Annotated in this window: 21 protein-coding genes; 5 read left to right on the forward strand and 16 right to left on the reverse strand. The window is 46.6% G+C overall.

Annotated features, from left to right (window positions below; translation table 11 throughout):
• Nucleotides 1-79: 79 nt before the first annotated feature.
• The 3 genes from ACO0K4_RS15485 to ACO0K4_RS15495 all read right to left on the reverse strand — a co-directional run bounded on the left by ACO0K4_RS15485 (nt 80) and on the right by ACO0K4_RS15495 (nt 2,459).
• The gene (locus tag ACO0K4_RS15485) at nt 80-1,273 is read right to left on the reverse strand and encodes a phosphoglycerate kinase (protein ID WP_422957551.1); all 1,194 of its coding nucleotides are present in this window, start codon (nt 1,271-1,273) and stop codon (nt 80-82) included.
• Nucleotides 1,274-1,384: 111 nt separating this feature from the next.
• A complete protein-coding gene (locus tag ACO0K4_RS15490; RefSeq protein ID WP_422957552.1) occupies nt 1,385-1,708 on the reverse strand; it encodes an AzlD domain-containing protein in 324 nt (107 codons plus the stop codon).
• Nucleotides 1,701-2,459, reverse strand: a complete 759-nt coding sequence (locus tag ACO0K4_RS15495) for an AzlC family ABC transporter permease (RefSeq protein WP_422957553.1) — start codon at nt 2,457-2,459, stop codon at nt 1,701-1,703. The genes ACO0K4_RS15490 and ACO0K4_RS15495 overlap by 8 nt, the downstream gene beginning before the upstream one ends.
• Nucleotides 2,460-2,643: 184 nt before the next feature.
• Here ACO0K4_RS15495 and ACO0K4_RS15500 point away from each other — a divergent pair, with 184 nt between their 5' ends.
• The 4 genes from ACO0K4_RS15500 (at nt 2,644) to ACO0K4_RS15515 (ending at nt 5,122) form a co-directional block, all read left to right on the forward strand.
• A complete protein-coding gene (locus ACO0K4_RS15500; RefSeq protein ID WP_422957554.1) occupies nt 2,644-2,847 on the forward strand; it encodes a zinc-finger domain-containing protein in 204 nt (67 codons plus the stop codon).
• A gap of 201 nt (nt 2,848-3,048) precedes the next feature.
• On the forward strand, nt 3,049-3,480 hold the full coding sequence (locus ACO0K4_RS15505; protein ID WP_422957555.1) for a YybH family protein: 432 nt from the start codon (nt 3,049-3,051) through the stop codon (nt 3,478-3,480).
• A gap of 11 nt (nt 3,481-3,491) precedes the next feature.
• Nucleotides 3,492-4,448, forward strand: coding sequence for a YheT family hydrolase (locus ACO0K4_RS15510; RefSeq protein WP_422957556.1), 957 nt, complete (start codon nt 3,492-3,494; stop codon nt 4,446-4,448).
• Nucleotides 4,449-4,504: 56 nt separating this feature from the next.
• On the forward strand, nt 4,505-5,122 hold the full coding sequence (locus ACO0K4_RS15515) for a DUF2946 family protein (protein WP_422957557.1): 618 nt from the start codon (nt 4,505-4,507) through the stop codon (nt 5,120-5,122).
• A gap of 209 nt (nt 5,123-5,331) precedes the next feature.
• Here ACO0K4_RS15515 and ACO0K4_RS15520 read toward each other — a convergent pair whose 3' ends face one another.
• Nucleotides 5,332-6,873, reverse strand: coding sequence for a M48 family metalloprotease (locus tag ACO0K4_RS15520; RefSeq protein WP_422957558.1), 1,542 nt, complete (start codon nt 6,871-6,873; stop codon nt 5,332-5,334).
• A gap of 123 nt (nt 6,874-6,996) precedes the next feature.
• On the opposite strand from ACO0K4_RS15520, the gene moaC reads away from it, so the two are divergent.
• Complete coding sequence (gene moaC, locus ACO0K4_RS15525; RefSeq protein WP_422957559.1) at nt 6,997-7,497, forward strand: cyclic pyranopterin monophosphate synthase MoaC; 501 nt, start codon at nt 6,997-6,999, stop codon at nt 7,495-7,497.
• 96 nt (nt 7,498-7,593) lie between these two features.
• Here moaC and ACO0K4_RS15530 read toward each other — a convergent pair whose 3' ends face one another.
• From ACO0K4_RS15530 to ACO0K4_RS15585, 12 genes are all read right to left on the reverse strand, one after another.
• The gene (locus ACO0K4_RS15530; RefSeq protein WP_422957560.1) at nt 7,594-9,306 is read right to left on the reverse strand and encodes a Wzy polymerase domain-containing protein; all 1,713 of its coding nucleotides are present in this window, start codon (nt 9,304-9,306) and stop codon (nt 7,594-7,596) included.
• A 163-nt stretch (nt 9,307-9,469) separates the two neighbouring features.
• Nucleotides 9,470-11,638 (reverse strand): tetratricopeptide repeat protein, encoded by a 2,169-nt coding sequence (locus tag ACO0K4_RS15535; RefSeq protein ID WP_422957561.1) that lies wholly within the window; start codon nt 11,636-11,638, stop codon nt 9,470-9,472.
• Nucleotides 11,639-11,860: 222 nt separating this feature from the next.
• Entirely contained in the window at nt 11,861-12,160 is a 300-nt protein-coding gene (locus tag ACO0K4_RS15540; protein ID WP_422957562.1) for a hypothetical protein, read from the reverse strand.
• Between the two features lie 70 nt (nt 12,161-12,230).
• Nucleotides 12,231-12,992, reverse strand: a complete 762-nt coding sequence (gene tfpZ / locus ACO0K4_RS15545) for a TfpX/TfpZ family type IV pilin accessory protein (RefSeq protein WP_422957563.1) — start codon at nt 12,990-12,992, stop codon at nt 12,231-12,233.
• 130 nt (nt 12,993-13,122) lie between these two features.
• Nucleotides 13,123-13,581 carry a pilin gene (locus ACO0K4_RS15550; protein WP_422957564.1) on the reverse strand — a complete coding sequence of 153 codons (459 nt, stop codon included), beginning with the start codon at nt 13,579-13,581 and terminating at the stop codon, nt 13,123-13,125.
• Between the two features lie 119 nt (nt 13,582-13,700).
• Entirely contained in the window at nt 13,701-14,159 is a 459-nt protein-coding gene (locus tag ACO0K4_RS15555; RefSeq protein ID WP_422957565.1) for a pilin, read from the reverse strand.
• A 90-nt stretch (nt 14,160-14,249) separates the two neighbouring features.
• The gene (locus ACO0K4_RS15560) at nt 14,250-14,708 is read right to left on the reverse strand and encodes a pilin (protein ID WP_422957566.1); all 459 of its coding nucleotides are present in this window, start codon (nt 14,706-14,708) and stop codon (nt 14,250-14,252) included.
• Between the two features lie 175 nt (nt 14,709-14,883).
• Nucleotides 14,884-15,492, reverse strand: a complete 609-nt coding sequence (locus ACO0K4_RS15565; RefSeq protein WP_422957567.1) for an FHA domain-containing protein — start codon at nt 15,490-15,492, stop codon at nt 14,884-14,886.
• Nucleotides 15,493-15,532: 40 nt separating this feature from the next.
• Complete coding sequence (locus ACO0K4_RS15570) at nt 15,533-16,339, reverse strand: Stp1/IreP family PP2C-type Ser/Thr phosphatase (RefSeq protein ID WP_422957568.1); 807 nt, start codon at nt 16,337-16,339, stop codon at nt 15,533-15,535.
• A gap of 408 nt (nt 16,340-16,747) precedes the next feature.
• Nucleotides 16,748-17,629: a succinate--CoA ligase subunit alpha gene (sucD, locus tag ACO0K4_RS15575; RefSeq protein ID WP_422957569.1), complete on the reverse strand. Its 882-nt coding sequence runs from the start codon at nt 17,627-17,629 to the stop codon at nt 16,748-16,750.
• An 18-nt stretch (nt 17,630-17,647) separates the two neighbouring features.
• The gene (gene sucC / locus ACO0K4_RS15580) at nt 17,648-18,832 is read right to left on the reverse strand and encodes an ADP-forming succinate--CoA ligase subunit beta (RefSeq protein ID WP_422957659.1); all 1,185 of its coding nucleotides are present in this window, start codon (nt 18,830-18,832) and stop codon (nt 17,648-17,650) included.
• A 41-nt stretch (nt 18,833-18,873) separates the two neighbouring features.
• Nucleotides 18,874-19,464: a DUF2889 domain-containing protein gene (locus ACO0K4_RS15585; RefSeq protein ID WP_422957570.1), complete on the reverse strand. Its 591-nt coding sequence runs from the start codon at nt 19,462-19,464 to the stop codon at nt 18,874-18,876.
• Nucleotides 19,465-19,598 lie beyond the last annotated feature (134 nt).

The following is a 19,598-nucleotide window of genomic DNA, read 5'->3' on the forward strand; positions in this document are numbered from 1 at the left end:
AATTGAATACTGCTTTGTCGATTTTTATCGCTTTATTACTTTTATGACGTTTCGGTATTGCGATATTTATCGCTGCGCCTTACTTCGCTGCGCGTTGCAACAAAATCTCTACTGCCGGTAAGGTTTTACCTTCCAAAAATTCGAGGAAAGCGCCGCCGCCTGTCGAGATATAACCTACTTTGTCCGTAATGTTGTACTTGGCAATCGCCGCCAGCGTATCGCCACCGCCAGCAATCGAGAATCCTTTCGAGTCAGCAATCGCCTGCGCCAATACCTTGGTGCCGTTGCCGAACTGATCGAATTCAAACACGCCGACCGGACCGTTCCAGACAATCGTGCCTGCCAGTTTGATTTGTGCTGCCAGGGTTGCTGCGGTAACAGGACCGATATCAAGAATCATGTCATCGGCTTCGACATCGCTGACTGCTTTGACAGTGGCTACCGCAGTCGGGGAAAATTCTTTGGCGCACACGACATCAGTTGGAATGGGTACAGATGCACCGCGTTTGGCCATCATCTCAATGATGGCTTTTGCCTCATCGACCAGATCTGCCTCCGCAAGGGATTTACCGATCTTCAGGCCAGCTGCGAGCATAAAGGTATTCGCAATGCCGCCGCCAACGATCAGGTTATCGACCTTATCTGCCAGGGACTTCAGAATAGTGAGTTTACTCGACACTTTGGAGCCTGCAACAATCGCCACCAGAGGGCGTGCAGGGTGACCGAGCGCTTTGCCGAGGGCATCGAGTTCTGCGGATAGCAATGGACCGGCGCAAGCGACTTTGGCATATTTGGCGATACCATGAGTCGTCGCTTCGGCACGGTGGGCTGTACCGAAGGCATCATTCACGTACACGTCGCACAGTGCTGCCATTTTTTGCGCCAGCGCGTCATCGTTCTTTTTCTCGCCTTTGTTGACGCGGCAGTTTTCCAGCAAAACAACCTGACCTGCGGCGACATCAACACCATCCAGCCAGTTTTGTTTCAGCTCGACGGACATCCCCAGCAACTCCGATAAACGTGCCGCAACGGGTGCCAGACTGTCTTCGGCCTTGAACTCGCCTTCGGTCGGACGTCCTAGATGGGACGTCACCATGACGGCAGCGCCTGCTTTCAATGCTTGCTGAATCGCTGGAACTGAGGCGCGGATACGGGTATCTTCGGTGATATGGCCTTGATCGTCCTGCGGCACATTCAAATCTGCACGGATAAATACACGCTTGCCCTGGAGTTGATTAGCGGCGATCAGGTCGCTGAGTCGATTAAATTGCATGGAGGTGGCGAATGAAAGAGGTGGGAGAAAAATCTAAGTCCCGTATTCTACCAAACAGCCGCCCCAGACTACACCGTTTTTAGCAGGTTTTGCGCAAAACAGATGTAAATTTTACAATCCCAGGCGAATGAAGGTGTATACCGCCATCCCGAAAAAAATCGTCAGCAGCATATTTCTCTTGACCAGGAAAAATGCCGTCGCGGCAATGCCAGCGATGAGCTTGGGATTCGTCATACTCAGTGCGATGTGCCCGTTATTCATGAGCAAATCAGGCATGATAATCGCGGCCAGAGCACAGGCTGGCGCGTAGCGCAGTGCCTCTTGTACCCGTTTTGGCAAATTAATGCGATGCCCCACCAGCCAGAATGAACTGCGTGCGATGAAGGTCGCCACGGCAAGCAACACAATCACCAACCAGATTTCTCCCTCACTCACGGGCATCTCCTTCACTGTCGATGTCGCCGGTCTGCTTCGCGGAGGCATTTTTCCCATGAGCCTCCAGCCATTCTTCTGCTGCCATTGCGGCTCCCATACCGAGTACAACAGCGACCAGCAAACCAAGCTTGTAAGGAAAATCGACCAATAGCAGCGCGATCGTGCCTGCTACCACGACGCCAACCATTGCGGCTTTGTTCATTACCAGAGGCAGCATGATGCATAAAATCGCCAGAGTCCCGGCAAATCCCAGTCCCCAGCTCATTGGCACCTGACTGCCGAGCAAAATACCGACCACAGAACCTACCTGCCAAGAAGCCCAGTTGGGGATGATCAGGCCTTTAAGATAAGGCAACTTGCCTTTTTCATGACCAAAACCAGGAAAACGCTGAATGAACAAGGCGACGGAAATATCACCGGAAAAATAGCCGAGATAAGCACGCGTGCGCCAGGGCAAATGTGCAAAGTGTGGCGCAAGAATTGCCGAAAAAATGACAAACCGCAGATTTACTACCAGCGCCGTGGCAAAAATAACCCAGGCCGGCGCATGCGCAGCGATCAGCGGCAAGGAAGCCAATTGGGCTGAGCCAGCAAATACCATGAAGGTCATACCGAATGCCTGCGAGACACTCAGGCCGGCCTTGATCATAGCAACGCCGACAACTAGTCCCCATGCACCGATGCCAAACAGGCTAGGCATGCCTACTTTCAATCCCTCACGGAAAGCAAGCTGATCGGATTCAAAACTCATGGGGGGCTTTATTTATGCAGAAAAGTCCATCATTTTACCGACTAAACTGATTCATCGCACATGCATCTGGCCTGCAATCCGTTAAAATCATGCCATGTCGCGCTATATCAATCGCTACAGAAGCACCGTAAGCAACATAAGCACCATATGGCACGCGTCCCACAAAAGTTAACCGGAGAAATTCATGTCAGCTACCAGTACATCAAATAATAACGTCGTCGAATTGCAAGCCAAAGATTTACCGGCGCATTGCCCCAATCCGGCAATGCCACTGTGGTCATCACACCCGCGCGTCTATCTGGATCTATCTCATGGCGGTTCAGCGACCTGCTCCTACTGCGGCACGCAATACAAGCTGGCGCCCGGCGCAGTGATCAAAGGGCATTAACTTTTCACCGGATACCAGCATTCATCTGCATTAGGCAATACCGACTTTATATGGGAGTATAGGCACTCAACGTCGAATACACCCCGTAGAACAAGCGGACTCAGATTGATGTAATAGGTACTCCTACCCAGTATAGTTAACGCATTACCCGCAACATAACCGTATTAACATCTCAGGCCCGTCGCCCGGAAGGCATTTATCATGGCAGCAAAAAAGCAGCTCAACGGCAGTGCCGACGAAGTGGAAAGCGCCTTTTATGACGCGATCAGTCGTGCTGATCTTGATGCTTTGATGGCGCTGTGGGCCGAGGATGAAGAAATTGTCTGCATTCACCCGGGCTCCACCCGGCAAATCGGCCACGCCGCAATCCGCAGCTCATGGGAAGCCATTTTTGAGCGGGGTAGCGTGCACATCCACCCCGTGCAATTGCATGCGACACATAATCTGATGACGGCGGTACACAGTATTATTGAGGAAGTTCAGCGCACCAATGATGGTGCGCAGGAAGTTCATATTCTGGCCACCAATATTTATGTCAAAACGCCGCATGGCTGGCGCATCGCCATGCATCATGCCTCGGTCGCATCTGGCAAACCACCCATCGATTTATTTAAAGCAAGCGTATTGCACTGATCGTTTTATTTATGCACTACTCAGCACCCCGCTGGTTGCCTTCCGGCCACCTGCAAACCATTTATCCGGCGCTGTATATCCGCAAACCCGAAGTCGCGTTTCGTCGCGAACGCTGGGACACACCGGACGGTGATTTCATTGATGTTGATTTTGTCGATGGCGATACCGGCCAGCCCTTCGTAGTGCTATTTCACGGGCTGGAGGGGTCCAGTGACAGTCACTATGCAAGGGCATTAATGGCATTGCTAAAAGAAAAAGGCTGGTCCGGCGCCGTACCGCATTTTCGAGGCTGCTCGGGCGAGTTGAACCAGGCTCCCCGCTTTTATCATTCTGGCGATGCGCAGGAAATTGCCTGGGTGACGCAAAAACTGCATCAGCAATTTCGGGCGCGTGAAGGCAAGGGCAAATTCTATGCGACGGGTGTGTCGCTGGGCGGCAATGCCCTGCTGCGCTGGCTAGGCGAATCGCCACAACAAGCCAGTATTGTTGACGCGGCATGTGCGATCTCGGCACCACTTGATCTGGCACAAGGCGGCGCCTCGCTGTCGAGCGGCCTCAATATGGTCTATACCAAAATGTTTTTAAAAACACTGAAACCCAAGTGCCTGCAAAAACTGCATCAGTTTCCCGGCTTGTTTAACCGCGATGCCATGCTGAGCGCCAAGAATCTCTATGAATTCGACAACGTCGTCACGGCACCGTTACACGGTTATCTCGATACCGAGGATTACTGGAATCGTGCCAGCGCCAAGCATGTACTGGAGGATATCCGCGTACCGACTCTGGTGATGAATGCGAAAAACGATCCGTTTTTACCGGGTCAGCATTTACCGAGCAAAGCATCCCGGCATGTCACACTGGATTATCCTCAACACGGCGGCCACGTTGGTTTTGCCGTTGGAGGTTTACCAGGCAGCATTCATTGGCTGCCGCAAAAAATCCTGCATTTTTTTGAACAGGATAAATAAGCCTGCTCTAGTGTTTGAAGCACCGGAAATGACAACGGTAACGATGAGAGTACAGCATGGATGAGATCGTCAAAGCGGCAATCGCCAAATGGCCCAACGTACCGCACTGCTACGGCTGGCTGGCACTCGACGCACGTGGCAACTGGCGCATGCGGGATGAACGTGCGCAAGCTCTCAAGCTGCCCGGAGACAAGATTAGCAATCCGGCGTTATTAGGCTTCATCAACCGCAATTATCAATGCGATGATGCCGGTCGCTGGTATTTTCAAAACGGTCCCCAGCGGGTGTATATTGAGCTGGAGGCGACGCCGTATATCGCCCGCGTGACGCCACAAGGCATCAGCCTGCAGTCAGGCGACGTACTGACCGATGTACGTCATGTTTATCTTAGTAAAGACGGCACCTTATTATTTGAAAACGCCAATGGCATCGCACAACTCGATGACAGGGATATGGCGATTTGTCTTGAATGGATACGTAAGGATAATCATCCAGTCGGCGACGACGCCTTATTGCACTGGCTGGAGCATGCTGAACAAGCGTCGTCTACGCCCTTGTATCTACAGCTATCACCTCAGGCAGCTATCCTGATAGAACAGTCAGATGTACTTGGTTTGATGAAGAAGCGCGGGTATGTAGCGTCACCAGCGCAGAGCGAAGAGCGTCCGGGTTGACAAGAAAAATAAACCAATCCCTAGTATTCATGCGGCTTTCAGAAGTTTTTCACGCCAGAGGGCACGTCAGCATTGCGGATTCACTTTTCATATCAGCAAGACTGTAGAGAGTATTCTCTTCTTTTTCTTTTCCTCTGTGTCTTTATGTCTTTGTACTTCTGTGGTGAAAGGTTTTGGGTTTTGATAACCCTGCAAGCAAATCCAGCCCTTTACTTGCGGTTTTTTTCATCTTTCATTTCATCTTTGTGCTTTTCTTTCCACTCCCGCTCTTTCGCATCAATCACCGCCTGATCGTAATACTGCGCATCCGGGGCGCGGCGGGCGATATCGAGTTGCTGCAAAGCCGCTGGCAATGCACTGTTTAAAGCGTAAGCCTCAGCCAGCGCGATATGTTGCAGCGCCTGCTTACCTTGCAACTCATACACTTTGCCCAGCTGATTTTGTAGCTTGGGATCCTGACGGTATAACTGCACCTGATCACGCAAAAACCGGGCGGCATCTTCGTGACGATTCGCGGCGACCAACGCATCCACGTATTGATACACAATGCCGCGAGACAATGGCAACTGCTGCATCGCTTGTTCTGCCAGTTTGACGGCAGTGTCGTATTGTTTGGTCGCCAGCTTGATATCGATGTCGAGACTCGCAAACATGCTGGTCGTTTTCAGCGCTATTTTTTGTCGCGGAGATGTCTCTACCTGCTTGACCACTTTATCCAGCAACTCTTGCGCCTTGGCATAATCTTTTTGCTTGTAAGCTAAGAACGCGAAGCCATAACGTGCTGCCAGCTTACTGTCTTCCTGATCGGTCTTGAGCTGGGTATCAAAGAAGGTGGCAGCGTCCATATACCCTTGCGGCGTATCGGTTTGCAGTACGCGCACCCGAGCTCTGGCGAGTGAAAATTCAAAGCTATCGACATACTGCTTATAGCGCTGATCGATCATCCGCGCCTGAATGTCGGCCATTCTCTCGCTGGTCAAAGGATGACTACGCAAGTACGCCGGTGCCGTATCGTTATAATTACGCGTTGCAACCTGCAAACGACCAAAGAAGGACACCATACCCGCCGTATCAAAACCCGCATCCCGCAAGATCTGAAAACCGACGCGATCCGCTTCTCGCTCAGCCTCACGACTAAAATTTAATTGCCGCTGAATCGCAACACCCTGTCCGCCTACAGCCAGCGCCATCGCGGCATCGGGACTGGATCGCGCTGCTAACGCAGCCAGAATCATGGCCGCGATCGGAATCAGCGAATCGACTTTCTGACTACCGATCATGCGTGCAATATGGCGCTGTGCGACATGACCGATTTCATGCCCCATCACCGATGCCAATTCAGATTCGGATTGTGCAGTCAAAATCAGGCCAGAATGAAAACCAATAAACCCACCGGGAAATGCAAACGCATTCAAGACCGGATCACGCACAGCGAAAAATTCAAAGTCATACATCGCCTCGCCCCGTGCATCAGGACGCGTTTCTAACATCCGGTTACCCAAGCGATTCAAGTATTCTGACAAAGGCGCATCATCCATATAATCCGGATCACGCCGGACACTTTGCATGATCTGCTCACCAAGTTTACGCTCCATCAAGGGCGATAAATCCTGACGCTCGGTGTCACCTAAAGTGGGTAAATTTTGCGCCAGAGTAGAAGAAGGCGCGATGGAAGCAGAAAAAAAACAAGTCGCCGTCAGAACCGCAAGGCACATGATTTTCTTGGGTGAGGATGGGAGTTTCAGTTTCACAGTGCTATGATACTTCGCTATTCAATTTGTTCCTGGATTGTTTTCAACAATATCCTACGTCATGCTGATTCGCGTTGATATTTTTTATCTACTACCGTTACTGCCGATTTTAATTTTCCCGCCATGACAAACGATCACACAACAACCTTGACCCATTTTGATGCCGCTGGTCAGGCACATATGGTCGATGTCGCAGAAAAAAAGGACAGTCATCGCATTGCCATCGCCAGCGGCACCATCCGCATGAAAGAAGCTACACTGGCCATCATTACACAAGGAACAGCAAAAAAAGGCGACGTACTGGGAATCGCACGAATTGCCGCAATCATGGCAGCCAAACGCACCAGTGACCTGATACCGCTATGCCATCCACTCGCCTTAACACGAGTTGCCGTCGATTTTAGCATCGACACCGACAAGTACAGCATCAGCTGCACCGCCCAAGTAGAAACAGTAGGAAAAACAGGCGTGGAAATGGAAGCTCTGACAGCCGTACAAGTCGGCCTGCTCACCATTTACGACATGTGCAAAGCCGTCGACCGAGGCATGGTCATGACCGACATCCGCGTGATGGAAAAGCATGGTGGCAAATCGGGCGACTGGGTCAGCATGATAGACGCGTAAATCATACCAAAATCATATCGACATCACACCGACGTCACATCGATCATAACTACTCAAATAAAACAGCCCAGCATCGTTAAAGCGCAACCAAGATAACTAAGGCGCATCACGAGGCGGCATGGTTTTGAAAACTGCGGCATAGCGATTATCCAGCGATGCCTGTACTTTCCAATAGTCGAAATACTCAGGATAGACAATCGGATGCAAACGCTGCAAAGTCAGCATCATCCGTTTTGCTTTTTCGGGTTCTCCGTTAAGCACATAAATTTCTGCCATTTTGCTCAATACATGAACATAGCCAAAGCGATGACTCATACGCTCAGCGAATGCGATTTCCTCACTTGACATGCCTTCGCGAGCGACCAGTTTGGTGAATTTAAAATAATCGAAAAATTGCGGGAATAAGGTGAATGCGGGACGCTCAGTCTTTGACATATCAACAGAGTAACCCTCCTGTTTCCATCTTAACGTTTGAAAGCCAGAAGTCACTCGATGATAATCCAACGTTATGACCACCAAGATCAATCCCAATAACATTAAGGGCACAATAATAAGCTGACGGTACATTAAGCTACCATCAGAAGGCCACCTAAATTGATGCACCATACCCACCAAAATGCCGATTGGCAGCAATACAAACGCGTACCACAAAGGAAACTCAACCATGCTGTGTACAAAAACAGCAAAAAAGAACAATAGCGCGAACCTTAAATGAACTGTTGCCCCTGGACGAATACAGGTTTGAAAAAACCACCAGCCAAGTCCCAGACATAAGGACATTGTTGGAAGAATTCCAATTTCCGCCGCAAGATTTAAAATTAGGTTGTGCGAATGCTCAGCATAGGTGGTCGATCCAAAGTCTGCGGCTATACGCACCTGCTCAGCGCAAAATCCAAACCACCCGACACCCAACCAAGGATGATCAATTGCTATTTTTAAAGCTTGTTGCAACAATATTAGACGCTCAGAGCGCCCACCAAGATGATCAGCAACGGATCCTGTTTCAAAACCCATCCAGCTCGCAATCAAAGGCAGGCATAAGATGAATGTAATGTACGTCAATAAACAACTAACGGTGAACCAAATACTCAGTCTGGACTGGCCTTCAATTTTTCTTGCCAAAATCAGTGCGTAACCTGGAACAATTAACCAGCCTATGCGAGATTGAGTTAATGCAAGTCCCCAAAGCAAGGAAACGACCAATATCACTGAAGGCCATTTCTTCAATAAACCTCGTTGATATAAAAACCATATCGATGCCAAGGAAAAACACAATAACAAAGCCAGTTGATTCGGTTGAGCCACATTTGCGTAAGGCCGCATGAAGGGTTGTGACAAACGCGAAATAAACATTACATACGGCATCGCATTGAAACCAGAAATTTGTATCGTTTGCATTGCAACAGACAATAAACCTGCAAATAAATGCGCGATTGCAACAGAAATACAGATGGACTCAGCTCCAGTTTGTTGTTTTGTAAAAGTCGCGCCAACAACTAGCGCCAATCCAAACATAAAAATATAAAGTACTGGAAAAACTAAATCCTGTGGTATTTGAACTTGCCCCAGTATTAGTTGAAAAAAAACAATCACGCCGATGAATAACGGTAAGGCTAAAATTTTTGGAAAAACAATTCGCGAATACATATCAACTGCGAAATAAAAAATGCAAGCAATTAAGCCAGCGATGACTAATGCATCGTGATAATAAGTTCGATATGGGTGAATATGATGAGGATGAAGATAAGAAAGGGAAAGGAAAATGCCAAATATTGCCAAACTATAGATGGGCTGCTTTCTGATAAACATGTCTTGTTGTACCTACTTTTTGGCAAAATACCAGGCTATGTAGCCCAACTCAGCGCACTGAGTTTTTAGCAACAGGCTGTTAATAATAAAAAATCCACCATGCATATTAATACTCATGGCGGATTCATTAAGGATATGTGAATTTAGAACGTGTGTGAGCTTACTACAAAGCTAATTTAGCCGCCACCTTATCTAAGACCGGTGCCCAGTCTCTATCGGCTCCTTGCCGGAAAAGTGTTACGGTCGGGTACCATGGGCTATCCGACCTATCGAGCAACCATCGCCAATCCGGATTAAATGGGATCAATATCCAGACTGGTTTACCCATCGCCGCAGCAAGATGTGCGACCGAAGTGTCAACAGTAACTACCAGATCCAAGTTGGCGATAAGCGCTGCTGTATCTACAAAATCGGTAAAACTGTCGCCCCAATTAGCGACTGAAGGGTGAGCATCCAGAGCCGCTTGATCAGTGGATCGCACTTCCTTTTGCAAACTGAAAAAATTGATTCCATCAATCAGGATTTTTGAAAATTTTTCAAATGGAATAGAGCGGTTTTTGTCATTCTGATGGTCCTTATTGCCAGACCACACTAACCCGACTTTTTTAAGCGGAGTTTCGCCAATTTTTTCACGCCATTTTGCTACCGCTAGCGGAGCAATCTGATGAATATTAAAATATTCGTTCTCAACGGGAATAGTATCTAATTGCGTGTCAAACGCGCATGGCAGACTTGGGAGCGGACAATGGAAATCATAATCAGGCAAATCCTCTCCTTGCGCATAAACCTCCAAAACCCCTGGCAGGCTACTCAATAGCGCCTTGAGTGACGGTTGCACTTCAAGTAAAACTACAGCTCCTTGATTAACAACTAATTTCACATATCGGACAAAATTAATCGTATCTCCCAACCCCTGTTCGCCATAAAGCAAAATCGTTTTACTTTTGAGCGACTGCTCACCCAACCAGAGAGGAACTGAGAAATAGCGCTTTCCTTCCATGAAAGGAGAGCATTGCCAGCGCCACTCGTATTTTTTCCAACCAACAGATAGATCACCCAATACCAAACGGCTTAAACTTTCTTCGAAATGTGCTTTGGCGAAATCAGGCTGAATATTTATTGCTTTAGTGAAGTCAAGTAATGCTTCTTCATGTTTTGCTAATTTTTGATAGGCACACCCTCGATAAAAATTTGCCAGTAAATGTCCTGATTGAATTTGCAAAGCAAGATCAAATTGTTTAATTGCCTCAACATATCGTTCAAGAGAGGTAAGTGTTAATCCGTAGGTTACGATAGTATCTACGTCGCTAGGGTCGTATTTGAGCGCCCGCTCTACATCATCTAACGCTAATTGGAAATTACCACTATCAAAAGCGATCACACTTTTGTTATGCCAAGCAATAGAAAGATTGGGTTGTTTATTTAAAGCTACCTGATAATAACTAAGAGCTTCTGAATTACGCTTTTCTAATTGCAATAAAATACCCGACTTGATCAGAGCATCAACGCAATCAGGTTGTATTTTGAGTACAGTGTTGTAAGTATCTAATGCCTCTGAAACATAATCCAGTGTCATCAGTAATTCGCCGCGAATGAGGAGTGCGTCCAAATCGCCAGGATTCAAACGCACTGCATGGTCGATTGTTTCCAACGCATCCTCCACACGTTTTTGACGCTTAAATATTTGCCCCAATTGAATATATGCCTGAAAAAAATCAGGCCGTATCGAAATTGCTTTTCGGTACGCCAATATTGCTTCATCTGAAGAATTTTGACGATTCAAAAGATTTCCTCTAATTAAGTAAAAATCTGCATTTTGAGGAATATGGGTTAATCCTGAGTCTATAACAGCTATAGCTTTTTCTAATTCATCCTCCTGAGCAAGGAGAAAACTCAGTTCACGATAAGCAAATGGAAATTGTGGATTTAACCTTAAAACTTTTTCATAACGCTGAATAGCTTCCGATAGACGTCCACCCTCGCTAGCAATGGAAGCCATCAAATACTCGGCATCAAAGTCATCTGGCGATAGTTTAAGTGCAGTTCCCAGTTGCACCTCTGCCTCCTGATTTTTCCCTTGCTCCTTTAATACAAATCCTAAAGCAACGTAAGTACTTGGATCGCTTTTGTCATACTCAAGTGCATTCCGATAATGCAACTCGGATTCGCTTAATCTGCCCTGATCAATTAATGAACTAGCAATCTGCTTTTCACTATCTTTAGCACTAATTAACGTGTTCGGGACATCATGTTCGCTTTTACTCGCTCCGATATTTGGCGGTTGGCTAATCGGAGACGATTCGTTAAAGATTTTTTTTAACCAATTAAACATAAAGGAAATAGGTGGACTTGTTAAACATAGAATTGCATTGCCTGTAGAACCTTGCTTGTCATTTAAGGCCCCAGAAAAATAATCCTCTATTCAAAAATGTGTAGGTGTGGTGAATTGTTTTAGATATTTTTATTTCAAACCTTAGCTCAAGAAATTAACAAATCAAATGATTCGAGTAACGAGTAATGTCCCGCTAATTGCTGGCGCTCTAAGATGGAGATACTACAATTTCAAAATAATCCATTTTGTCAATTGATCGACATAGTTACTGTCGTATCCCCTAGTAATCAAGGCCCATTTAAAACTGTTTCCTAAAGCCGCTTTTTTGTAGGTATTCAATTTACGGTCTTTTTTGAATTCCATAGCTAATTGGTTCAATTTATTCAACATTGCTTCATGTTTTTTACTTAAAGCACCTTCGCTAAGGGCCTTATCTACCGGCGTCCTTTCAATTAGTGCTTGCGCTAAGGTCAAGCCAAATTGTTTTTCCTGAGACGCATCAAACCAGCTAAATATGTTCATATTAATTTTCAGAATAGAGAAAATAAGCCTGGAGGTGAATCATTACTTGCTAGCAGGGATTCATCGCAAATTAGAAAAAACCATCTTTTTCTATAAAACCTACGGGCTGCCCCGTTCTGGTATCTAACAATAAACTCCAGTCAGACAATCGAGCAATGACAGGAAGAAAAGCAAGCTTGTCCTTATCTAACCCAGTTTTACTGATACTGGCATCTATAAGATCCTTTGAGTCTGGATATTTTTTATATAGCTCCGATACAGGCCTGGCGGTTTTAAGTACTTGTGATTTGGACAGCGAATAATCCTGCCAAAAAATAGGCCTAACACCTACATCCATGCCTGCCAATGCCTTATTGGCAGCATCAAATTTCTCTTCTTGATTCTTAAACTCTCTGATACCTAATAGCTTTGGGCCGTTGAGAGAAAGTACCGCAAATTCCGGTTCAGCCTTGGAGAGTTCTTCCTTAGGAACACTGATTGCCGTTACCACTCTAAACCGAGCCCCCTCATATACGAGTGCTACTGGACGAGCAATATAGACTGTGTGCAGGCCATAAATAAATCCTATCGTTTGTAGAACACAAATAATTGAGACATCACGAATTAATTCTTTTTTTTCTTTAAGTCGATTAAACACAACAAAAGTTAATATAGGCCCTAAGATCAGATCAACGGAAGTAACAATGTACAGTAGCGAGATACCGCCACATAATTTACTATATGACTCAGGATACCAAACAAGTAGTACAAGGCTAGCAACTGTCATGGCAAGTACACTAGACACTATTAAATGTACGCCCGCCGCTTTTAAACGAGATTGAATATGTATCATTTGGAAGCAACGTAATTAGATGGATAAAAAAACGATAAAAATCAAAAGGACAACATGTGTCCGGTTGAATGACCATCGTTACACCAGATCAACGAAAGTAGAATGCTTGCGTGGTTAACTTGGCAAAACGTTATTTACATGACACAGGACGATATTTCAAGGCAATGGTTCCGCCAGTACAGCTCCAGGTATTTCCACCATCCGCCGTAACGAAAGTGATAGTCTGTGTATTAGCCTGACCAGATATCATCGTTGAGGTGATTGTCCCCTGAGGATACGTTCCGGTCATAGGACTGGAAATGGTCGAATATTTACCATTAAGAGTTGCAATAATCTCAGATGCTGCAGGTGATGAGGTAGATAATACGAAGGCCGTTGGCCAACTGTTTTTTTGATAGGCATACTCTGACGTGGTGGCCTTCATGCCCCCTACCAATTCTACTGCTTCAGCCACTTGCGCGCGCGTGGTGTAATCATTGTAAGCTGGCAGAGCAACTGCAGCCAAAATTCCGATAATTGCGACAACAATCATTAGCTCAATTAAGGTAAAACCTTTTTGACATGATAATTTTGATGTTTGTAATAACATTTTTGACCTCCTAATATAAGCAGAAAATTGTGAATACTAGGATTACCAATAAGCAAACTACATGCCGCAAGTTAAAATGACAAAAAGCGCCCCTTAGAGCGCTTTTTTTGCATACTTAATTACTTACAAGCTACTGGCCGATATTTTTTGTCAATCGTACCACCTGTGCAGTCCCAACTATTGCCACCATTTGCAGTAACAAACGTAATAGTCTTTGTACTCGCTTGACCGGAACTCATAGTGCCAGTGATAGTGCCAGCAGGAAATGTGCCTGTCATTGGAGTAGTCACAGTTGAGTATTTACCTGTAATAGTTGCTGTCAACTCTGTCGCAGCAGGCGCACCAGTTGAAACAATGAAAGCTGTCGGCCAAGCATTCTTTTGGTAACCATATTCAGCAACCGGCGCTTTTAAACCACCGATCAATTCAGTTACCTCGGCAACTTGTGCGCGAGTTGTGTAGTCGTTGTAGGCTGGCAAAGCAACTGCTGCCAAAATACCGATAATCGCAACAACGATCATCAATTCAATTAAGGTAAAACCTGTTTGCAGGGGTTTTATTAATTTTTTAGCTCTCATACATAAACCGCCTTGAAAGTTAGAAATTAGAAATATCTTCTAGTTTCTTTAAAAAAAGCGCTCAAAGAGCGCTTTTTTAGTGTCATCTAATTACTTACAAGCTACTGGGCGATATTTTTTATCAATCGTACCACCAGTACAATCCCACGTGTTGCCGCCGTCAGCAGTAACAAACGTAACAGTCTTTGTACTCGCTTGACCGGAACTCATAGTGCCAGTGATAGTGCCAGCAGGAAATGTGCCTGTCATTGGAGTAGTCACAGTTGAGTATTTACCTGTAATAGTTGCTGTCAACTCTGTCGCAGCAGGCGTACCAGTTGAAACAATGAAAGCTGTCGGCCAAGCATTCTTTTGGTAACCGTATTCAGCAACCGGCGCTTTTAAACCACCGATCAATTCAGTTACCTCGGCAACTTGTGCGCGAGTTGTGTAGTCGTTGTAGGCTGGCAAAGCAACTGCTGCCAAAATACCGATAATCGCAACAACGATCATCAATTCAATCAAAGTAAAACCAGCTTGTGCGCGTTGGATCATTTTATTGGATTTCATGTTCAAACTCCTGAGTGACTAAAAAATTAGGGACTTACATCAGCTTGTTCAGCAAATGCCGTGCCACCCCTGAAATAATTATTCTTTCAGACACAAAACGACAAAATAGCTAAGTAAACAAGCCATTTAATTGACAAATTTTGTCGGTTAAACTTTGAAGGCAAAAATTTGTCATCTACTGTACTGCGACAAATGCAAGCTTGGTACCAGACATGTCAATTACATCTCCATTGTTGAGGACCTGAGGTTTTAAGCTGATACTCTGTCCATTAACTGTAGGGACCGAGTCGCCATCTACATGAGTAATAAAATAAGATCTATCCTGTCTGGTAATAGCAACTACCTGAATACCCGGGCTACCGATTGTTGTCACGGGTTTATTCAAAATCAATTCTCGCCCAGCATTGGGGCCGCTTTGAACTTTGATGACAGACGCTTTTTGCTCAGCTGGAATGGCTGTTATCAAATTTGCCGCCCCATTAAGCGAATCAGCCACTGACTCAGCCTGAAACCTCAACTTATATTTACCAACATCAATAACATCATCATGCTGCAACAGATGTTTTTTGATGGGCTGCCCATTAACCATGGTGCCATTGGTACTACCCAGATCGAGTACGAATGATCCTGTCGATGTGGTATCGATGACTGCGTGCTGACCGCTGACAGTTAAATGATCGATGGGGATGTCGTTCGTAGGGCGTCGTCCGATTGTCAGCCGGGGTTTGAGGATGCTGATTTCTTTTTGAACCAGACCATTGAAAGTGACGACGATTTTCGCCATAGTGCTCTCTTTTTAAAAAAACCTGACCACAGTGATTAATCTATTTTGACAGGATGTAATTCTTTAGCGATTGTGATCCTAGCTTCGAAATTCTCATCAAAATCACTGAAATATTGTCACGACCACCCTGGTCGTTTGCGCTATCAATTAGGACTTGGCAGCATAGTTTTAAATTATCGGCATGCTGCCTCATCAGATGAAGAATTTGATCATGATTGAGCATATCGGTCAATCCATCGGAGCATAGCAGGTAAATGTCGCCCTCCTCCATTGGATGCTCATGGATTTCCACTTCCACGTCGTCTTGTGCTCCAACAGCTCTGGTGATGAGATTTTTGATTGGTGAAAACTGAGCATTTTCTTCGCTGATCAATCCGGCATCAATTTGCGCTTGCAATACGGAATGATCATGAGTGATCTGTCGTAACTTGTCGGATCTATATTGATAGATCCGGGAATCACCGACATGTGCAACCAGTAATTTATCGTAATGGCAAAATGCAACGACAACCGTAGTTCCCATGCCGATGAGCTCTGCGCTCTCCTGTGCAGCACCCCAAACCTGATTATTGGCCAGATCAATAGCATCTTTAATCCATCGCATAGCGATCGATGTTTTATGTCCAAACAGAGAAGAAAATGTCGACGATTTTTTACGAAGTAGCTGCTGCCTGATACTGTCAACAGTCATTTTACTAGCGACTTCACCGGCATTGTAGCCACCCATGCCATCAGCCAATATGGCGAAATCCGCTTCTGCGCAAATCTCTATGGCATCTTCATTGTGCGCACGTACCAGTCCGGTATCTGAGAGACCTGCAAACTCTAATACGCGTTGAAATGACATGGATATAAAAGTAGTTAAGTTCAGGCTATGCGTTAAAGGTCATTGGCATTTGTGAAAACTGAAAATGCAGCCAGTAAGCCTGTGCGGCTAAGCTTAACACTAACCAGAGGAATTGTTGCGTAAAGATAAGTAATTTCCAACATTACTCGATATAGTCAATTGGTGTAGCAGCCTAATAGCAGTCTGGTTTTTGATACCTACATATAAAAACTGTCGTGACGAAGCCGCATCCCTTTGCATTATCACATCGAAAAAAACTCAATGGTCGAATGCAATTTTATCAATGCGATTATAGAGTATTGCTATCTACCACTAGCCCATTAACTAGCACTTACCTACTTATAAGACCTTTCGATCATTGCAATAAAAAAAGGGGAGCAAAGCTCCCCTTTTTTGTGGCTGCAAAGATTACAGCATGGCTTTCAACAAACGCGCCATTTCTGACGGGTTTTTAGTGGCCTTAATGCCGCATTCTTCCATGATGTCGAGCTTGGCTTGTGCAGTATCAGCACCACCGGAGATCAGCGCGCCAGCATGGCCCATGCGTTTGCCCGGAGGCGCAGTCACCCCGGCGATGAAGCCAACAACTGGCTTCTTCATGTTGTCGCGTACCCAATAGGATGCATTGGCTTCGTCTGGGCCGCCGATTTCACCGATCATGATGACAGCATCAGTATCTGGATCATCATTGAACATCTTCATGATGTCGATATGTTTCAGACCATTGATAGGATCACCGCCAATACCAACAGCAGAAGACTGACCCAGACCCAGTGCAGTCAATTGACCCACTGCTTCATAAGTCAACGTACCGGAACGGGAAACCACGCCGATACGACCTTTACGATGGATATGGCCTGGCATGATGCCGATCTTGATTTCGTCTGGTGTAATCAGACCTGGGCAGTTAGGGCCGAGCAATTTTGTTTTACTGCCGGACTTTGCCATGCGGTCTTTCAACATCATCATGTCACGGACAGGGATGCCTTCAGTAATGCAAATTGCCAAGTCCAGGTCAGCTTCAACAGCTTCCCAGATGGCAGCTGCTGCGCCTGCTGGTGGAACGTAGATCACGGAAACTGTTGCGCCAGTGGCTGCTTTAGCGTCTGATACGTTGGCAAAAATTGGTATGCCTTCGAAATCTTCGCCAGCTTTTTTCGGATTCACGCCAGCGACGAAACAGTTTTTACCGTTTGCATAATCGCGGCACATGCGGGTATGGAACTGGCCAGTTTTGCCAGTGATACCTTGGGTGATGACTTTAGTGTCTTTATTAATCAGGATGGACATAGTGATTCCTTGCGATAATTAAGCGTGAGCTGCAGCAGCGGCAACAACCTTCTGTGCTGCTTCTTCCATCGTGTCAGCCGCGATGATAGGCAGGCCGGAGTCAGCCAGCATCTTCTTGCCGATGTCTTCGTTAGTACCCTTCATACGCACAACCAGTGGTACTTGCAGGGAAACTGCCTTGGATGCAGTGATCACGCCTTCAGCGATCACGTCACAACGCATGATGCCGCCGAAAATGTTGACCAGGATGGCTTTCAGGCCTGGGTTTTTCAACATGATCTTGAAGGCTTCAGTGACTTTTTCTGCCGTCGCGCCACCACCTACGTCCAGGAAGTTGGCTGGTTCGCCGCCGAACAGTTTGATGGTATCCATCGTTGCCATCGCCAGACCAGCACCGTTAACCAGGCAACCGATATTGCCGTCGAGGGAGATGTAAGCCAGGTCAAATTTGGAGGCTTCGATTTCAGCTGGATCCTCTTCATCCAGATCGCGGTAAGCCACGATTTCTGGTTGACGGAACAGAGCATTCGCGTCGAAGTTGAATTTTGCATCCAGTGCGATGACTTTGCCGGAACCAGTCAGGATCAAAGGATTGATCTCAGCCAGGGAGCAGTCAGTTTCCATGAAGGCTTTGTACAAACCTTGCAACTGTACGCGCGCATCAGCGATGGATTCTTCAGGCACACCGATTTTGCGGGAGATGTCATCCGCTTCAGCATCTTGCAAGCCAGCAGTCGGGTCGATTGCCAGGTTGTGGATCAGTTCTGGATATTTTTCTGCCACTTCTTCAATATCCATACCGCCTTCGCTGGAGGCCATCAAGACCACGCGCTGGCTGATACGGTCAGTGACCATACTGACATACAGTTCTTTTTTGATGTCTGCGCCTTCTTCGATCAACAGGCGACGAACCTTTTGACCTTCAGCACTGGTCTGATGCGTGACCAGTTGCATGCCCAGAATCGCGTCAGCGTATTCACGCACTTGTTCCAGGGATTTAGCGACTTTCACGCCACCACCTTTACCGCGACCACCTGCGTGGATTTGCGCTTTTACGACCCAAACCGGACCGCCCAAAGTTTCAGCCGCTTTCACTGCTTCATCAACGGTTAAACATGGGATACCGCGCGGTACAGTTACTCCAAATTTGCGGAGGATTTCTTTACCCTGATACTCATGGATTTTCATACGACTTCCCTTCAGACACTGAGGTATTAGTTAATAAGTAAAACAACAAAAACGAACTAGCTGGATGATTTTGCGTCGGTCGGCAAACTAAAAGCTGTCGACCAACGCGGGTAATACTGCGCAACCGCTGGCCCATCCAGGCGCAGCGCATGGCAACGATTAAGTTGAAACGGTTGTTGTGTTTGCTCTGACGCACTGGCGCCATCTCTGGTGTCAATCACATCGCCAGCAAATGCTTGCACTGCTGCCGTCGGTAGAATTTGTGCCAGCTCTGTAATATGGGTACATCCGTGAATGCCGGACAAGCGCTCTTTGACGCCCTGACGAAATTGCCGAAACAAATTGAGTCCAATCAATTTCTTATAGTCAGGACCAATGGTGTTGCAAAACCCGGGATAAGGAACAGCATCTGAAACAGCAACGGCATCAACAATCGTTAAATCAGTATCGATAGTGATGCGCAGGCTAAGATCGTGCAGGGCAGAGCCAACAGGGCGAACGCCTGAAGCGAGTTTGATGTCACGAGTCTTGGTATCGGTGATGTGGGCGTCGAGATCCCACAATCCGTCGTCACGAGCGAACGCGTCGATCTGGATTGAACGCGTATGCTTCAGCGCACGTCCGATAGTTGTTGATGGTAAGGGCATAATGCCTGCTGGCGGCTATTTCAGAATAAAGAGCCACAATTGCGTGTCGTTACCGCAGCTTCTACGATAACAGCCGCTCCTGCGGCCCTGCAAAAAACCACAGAAGTGTAGCACAAGTGCTCAAGCAATCCTCG

The sequence above is a fragment of the Undibacterium sp. RuTC16W genome, assembly GCF_049339445.1.
GTDB lineage: Bacteria > Pseudomonadota > Gammaproteobacteria > Burkholderiales > Burkholderiaceae_D > Undibacterium.

Bases quoted from the DNA above. Each gene is read 5' to 3' on its own strand.
- ACO0K4_RS15560 (WP_422957566.1), bottom strand. From the start codon at position 14,708: ATGAAATCCAATAAAATGATCCAACGCGCACAAGCTGGTTTTACTTTG.
- ACO0K4_RS15585 (WP_422957570.1), bottom strand. From the start codon at position 19,464: ATGCCCTTACCATCAACAACTATCGGACGTGCGCTGAAGCATACGCGT.
- tfpZ (WP_422957563.1), bottom strand. From the start codon at position 12,992: ATGATACATATTCAATCTCGTTTAAAAGCGGCGGGCGTACATTTAATA.
- ACO0K4_RS15535 (WP_422957561.1), bottom strand. From the start codon at position 11,638: ATGTTTAATTGGTTAAAAAAAATCTTTAACGAATCGTCTCCGATTAGC.
- ACO0K4_RS15570 (WP_422957568.1), bottom strand. From the start codon at position 16,339: ATGTCATTTCAACGCGTATTAGAGTTTGCAGGTCTCTCAGATACCGGA.
- ACO0K4_RS15510 (WP_422957556.1), top strand. From the start codon at position 3,492: ATGCACTACTCAGCACCCCGCTGGTTGCCTTCCGGCCACCTGCAAACC.
- ACO0K4_RS15565 (WP_422957567.1), bottom strand. From the start codon at position 15,492: ATGGCGAAAATCGTCGTCACTTTCAATGGTCTGGTTCAAAAAGAAATC.
- ACO0K4_RS15515 (WP_422957557.1), top strand. From the start codon at position 4,505: ATGGATGAGATCGTCAAAGCGGCAATCGCCAAATGGCCCAACGTACCG.
- moaC (WP_422957559.1), top strand. From the start codon at position 6,997: ATGACAAACGATCACACAACAACCTTGACCCATTTTGATGCCGCTGGT.
- ACO0K4_RS15530 (WP_422957560.1), bottom strand. From the start codon at position 9,306: ATGTTTATCAGAAAGCAGCCCATCTATAGTTTGGCAATATTTGGCATT.
- ACO0K4_RS15495 (WP_422957553.1), bottom strand. From the start codon at position 2,459: ATGAGTTTTGAATCCGATCAGCTTGCTTTCCGTGAGGGATTGAAAGTA.
- sucD (WP_422957569.1), bottom strand. From the start codon at position 17,629: ATGTCCATCCTGATTAATAAAGACACTAAAGTCATCACCCAAGGTATC.
- ACO0K4_RS15555 (WP_422957565.1), bottom strand. From the start codon at position 14,159: ATGAGAGCTAAAAAATTAATAAAACCCCTGCAAACAGGTTTTACCTTA.
- ACO0K4_RS15485 (WP_422957551.1), bottom strand. From the start codon at position 1,273: ATGCAATTTAATCGACTCAGCGACCTGATCGCCGCTAATCAACTCCAG.
- ACO0K4_RS15500 (WP_422957554.1), top strand. From the start codon at position 2,644: ATGTCAGCTACCAGTACATCAAATAATAACGTCGTCGAATTGCAAGCC.
- ACO0K4_RS15505 (WP_422957555.1), top strand. From the start codon at position 3,049: ATGGCAGCAAAAAAGCAGCTCAACGGCAGTGCCGACGAAGTGGAAAGC.
- ACO0K4_RS15540 (WP_422957562.1), bottom strand. From the start codon at position 12,160: ATGAACATATTTAGCTGGTTTGATGCGTCTCAGGAAAAACAATTTGGC.
- ACO0K4_RS15550 (WP_422957564.1), bottom strand. From the start codon at position 13,581: ATGTTATTACAAACATCAAAATTATCATGTCAAAAAGGTTTTACCTTA.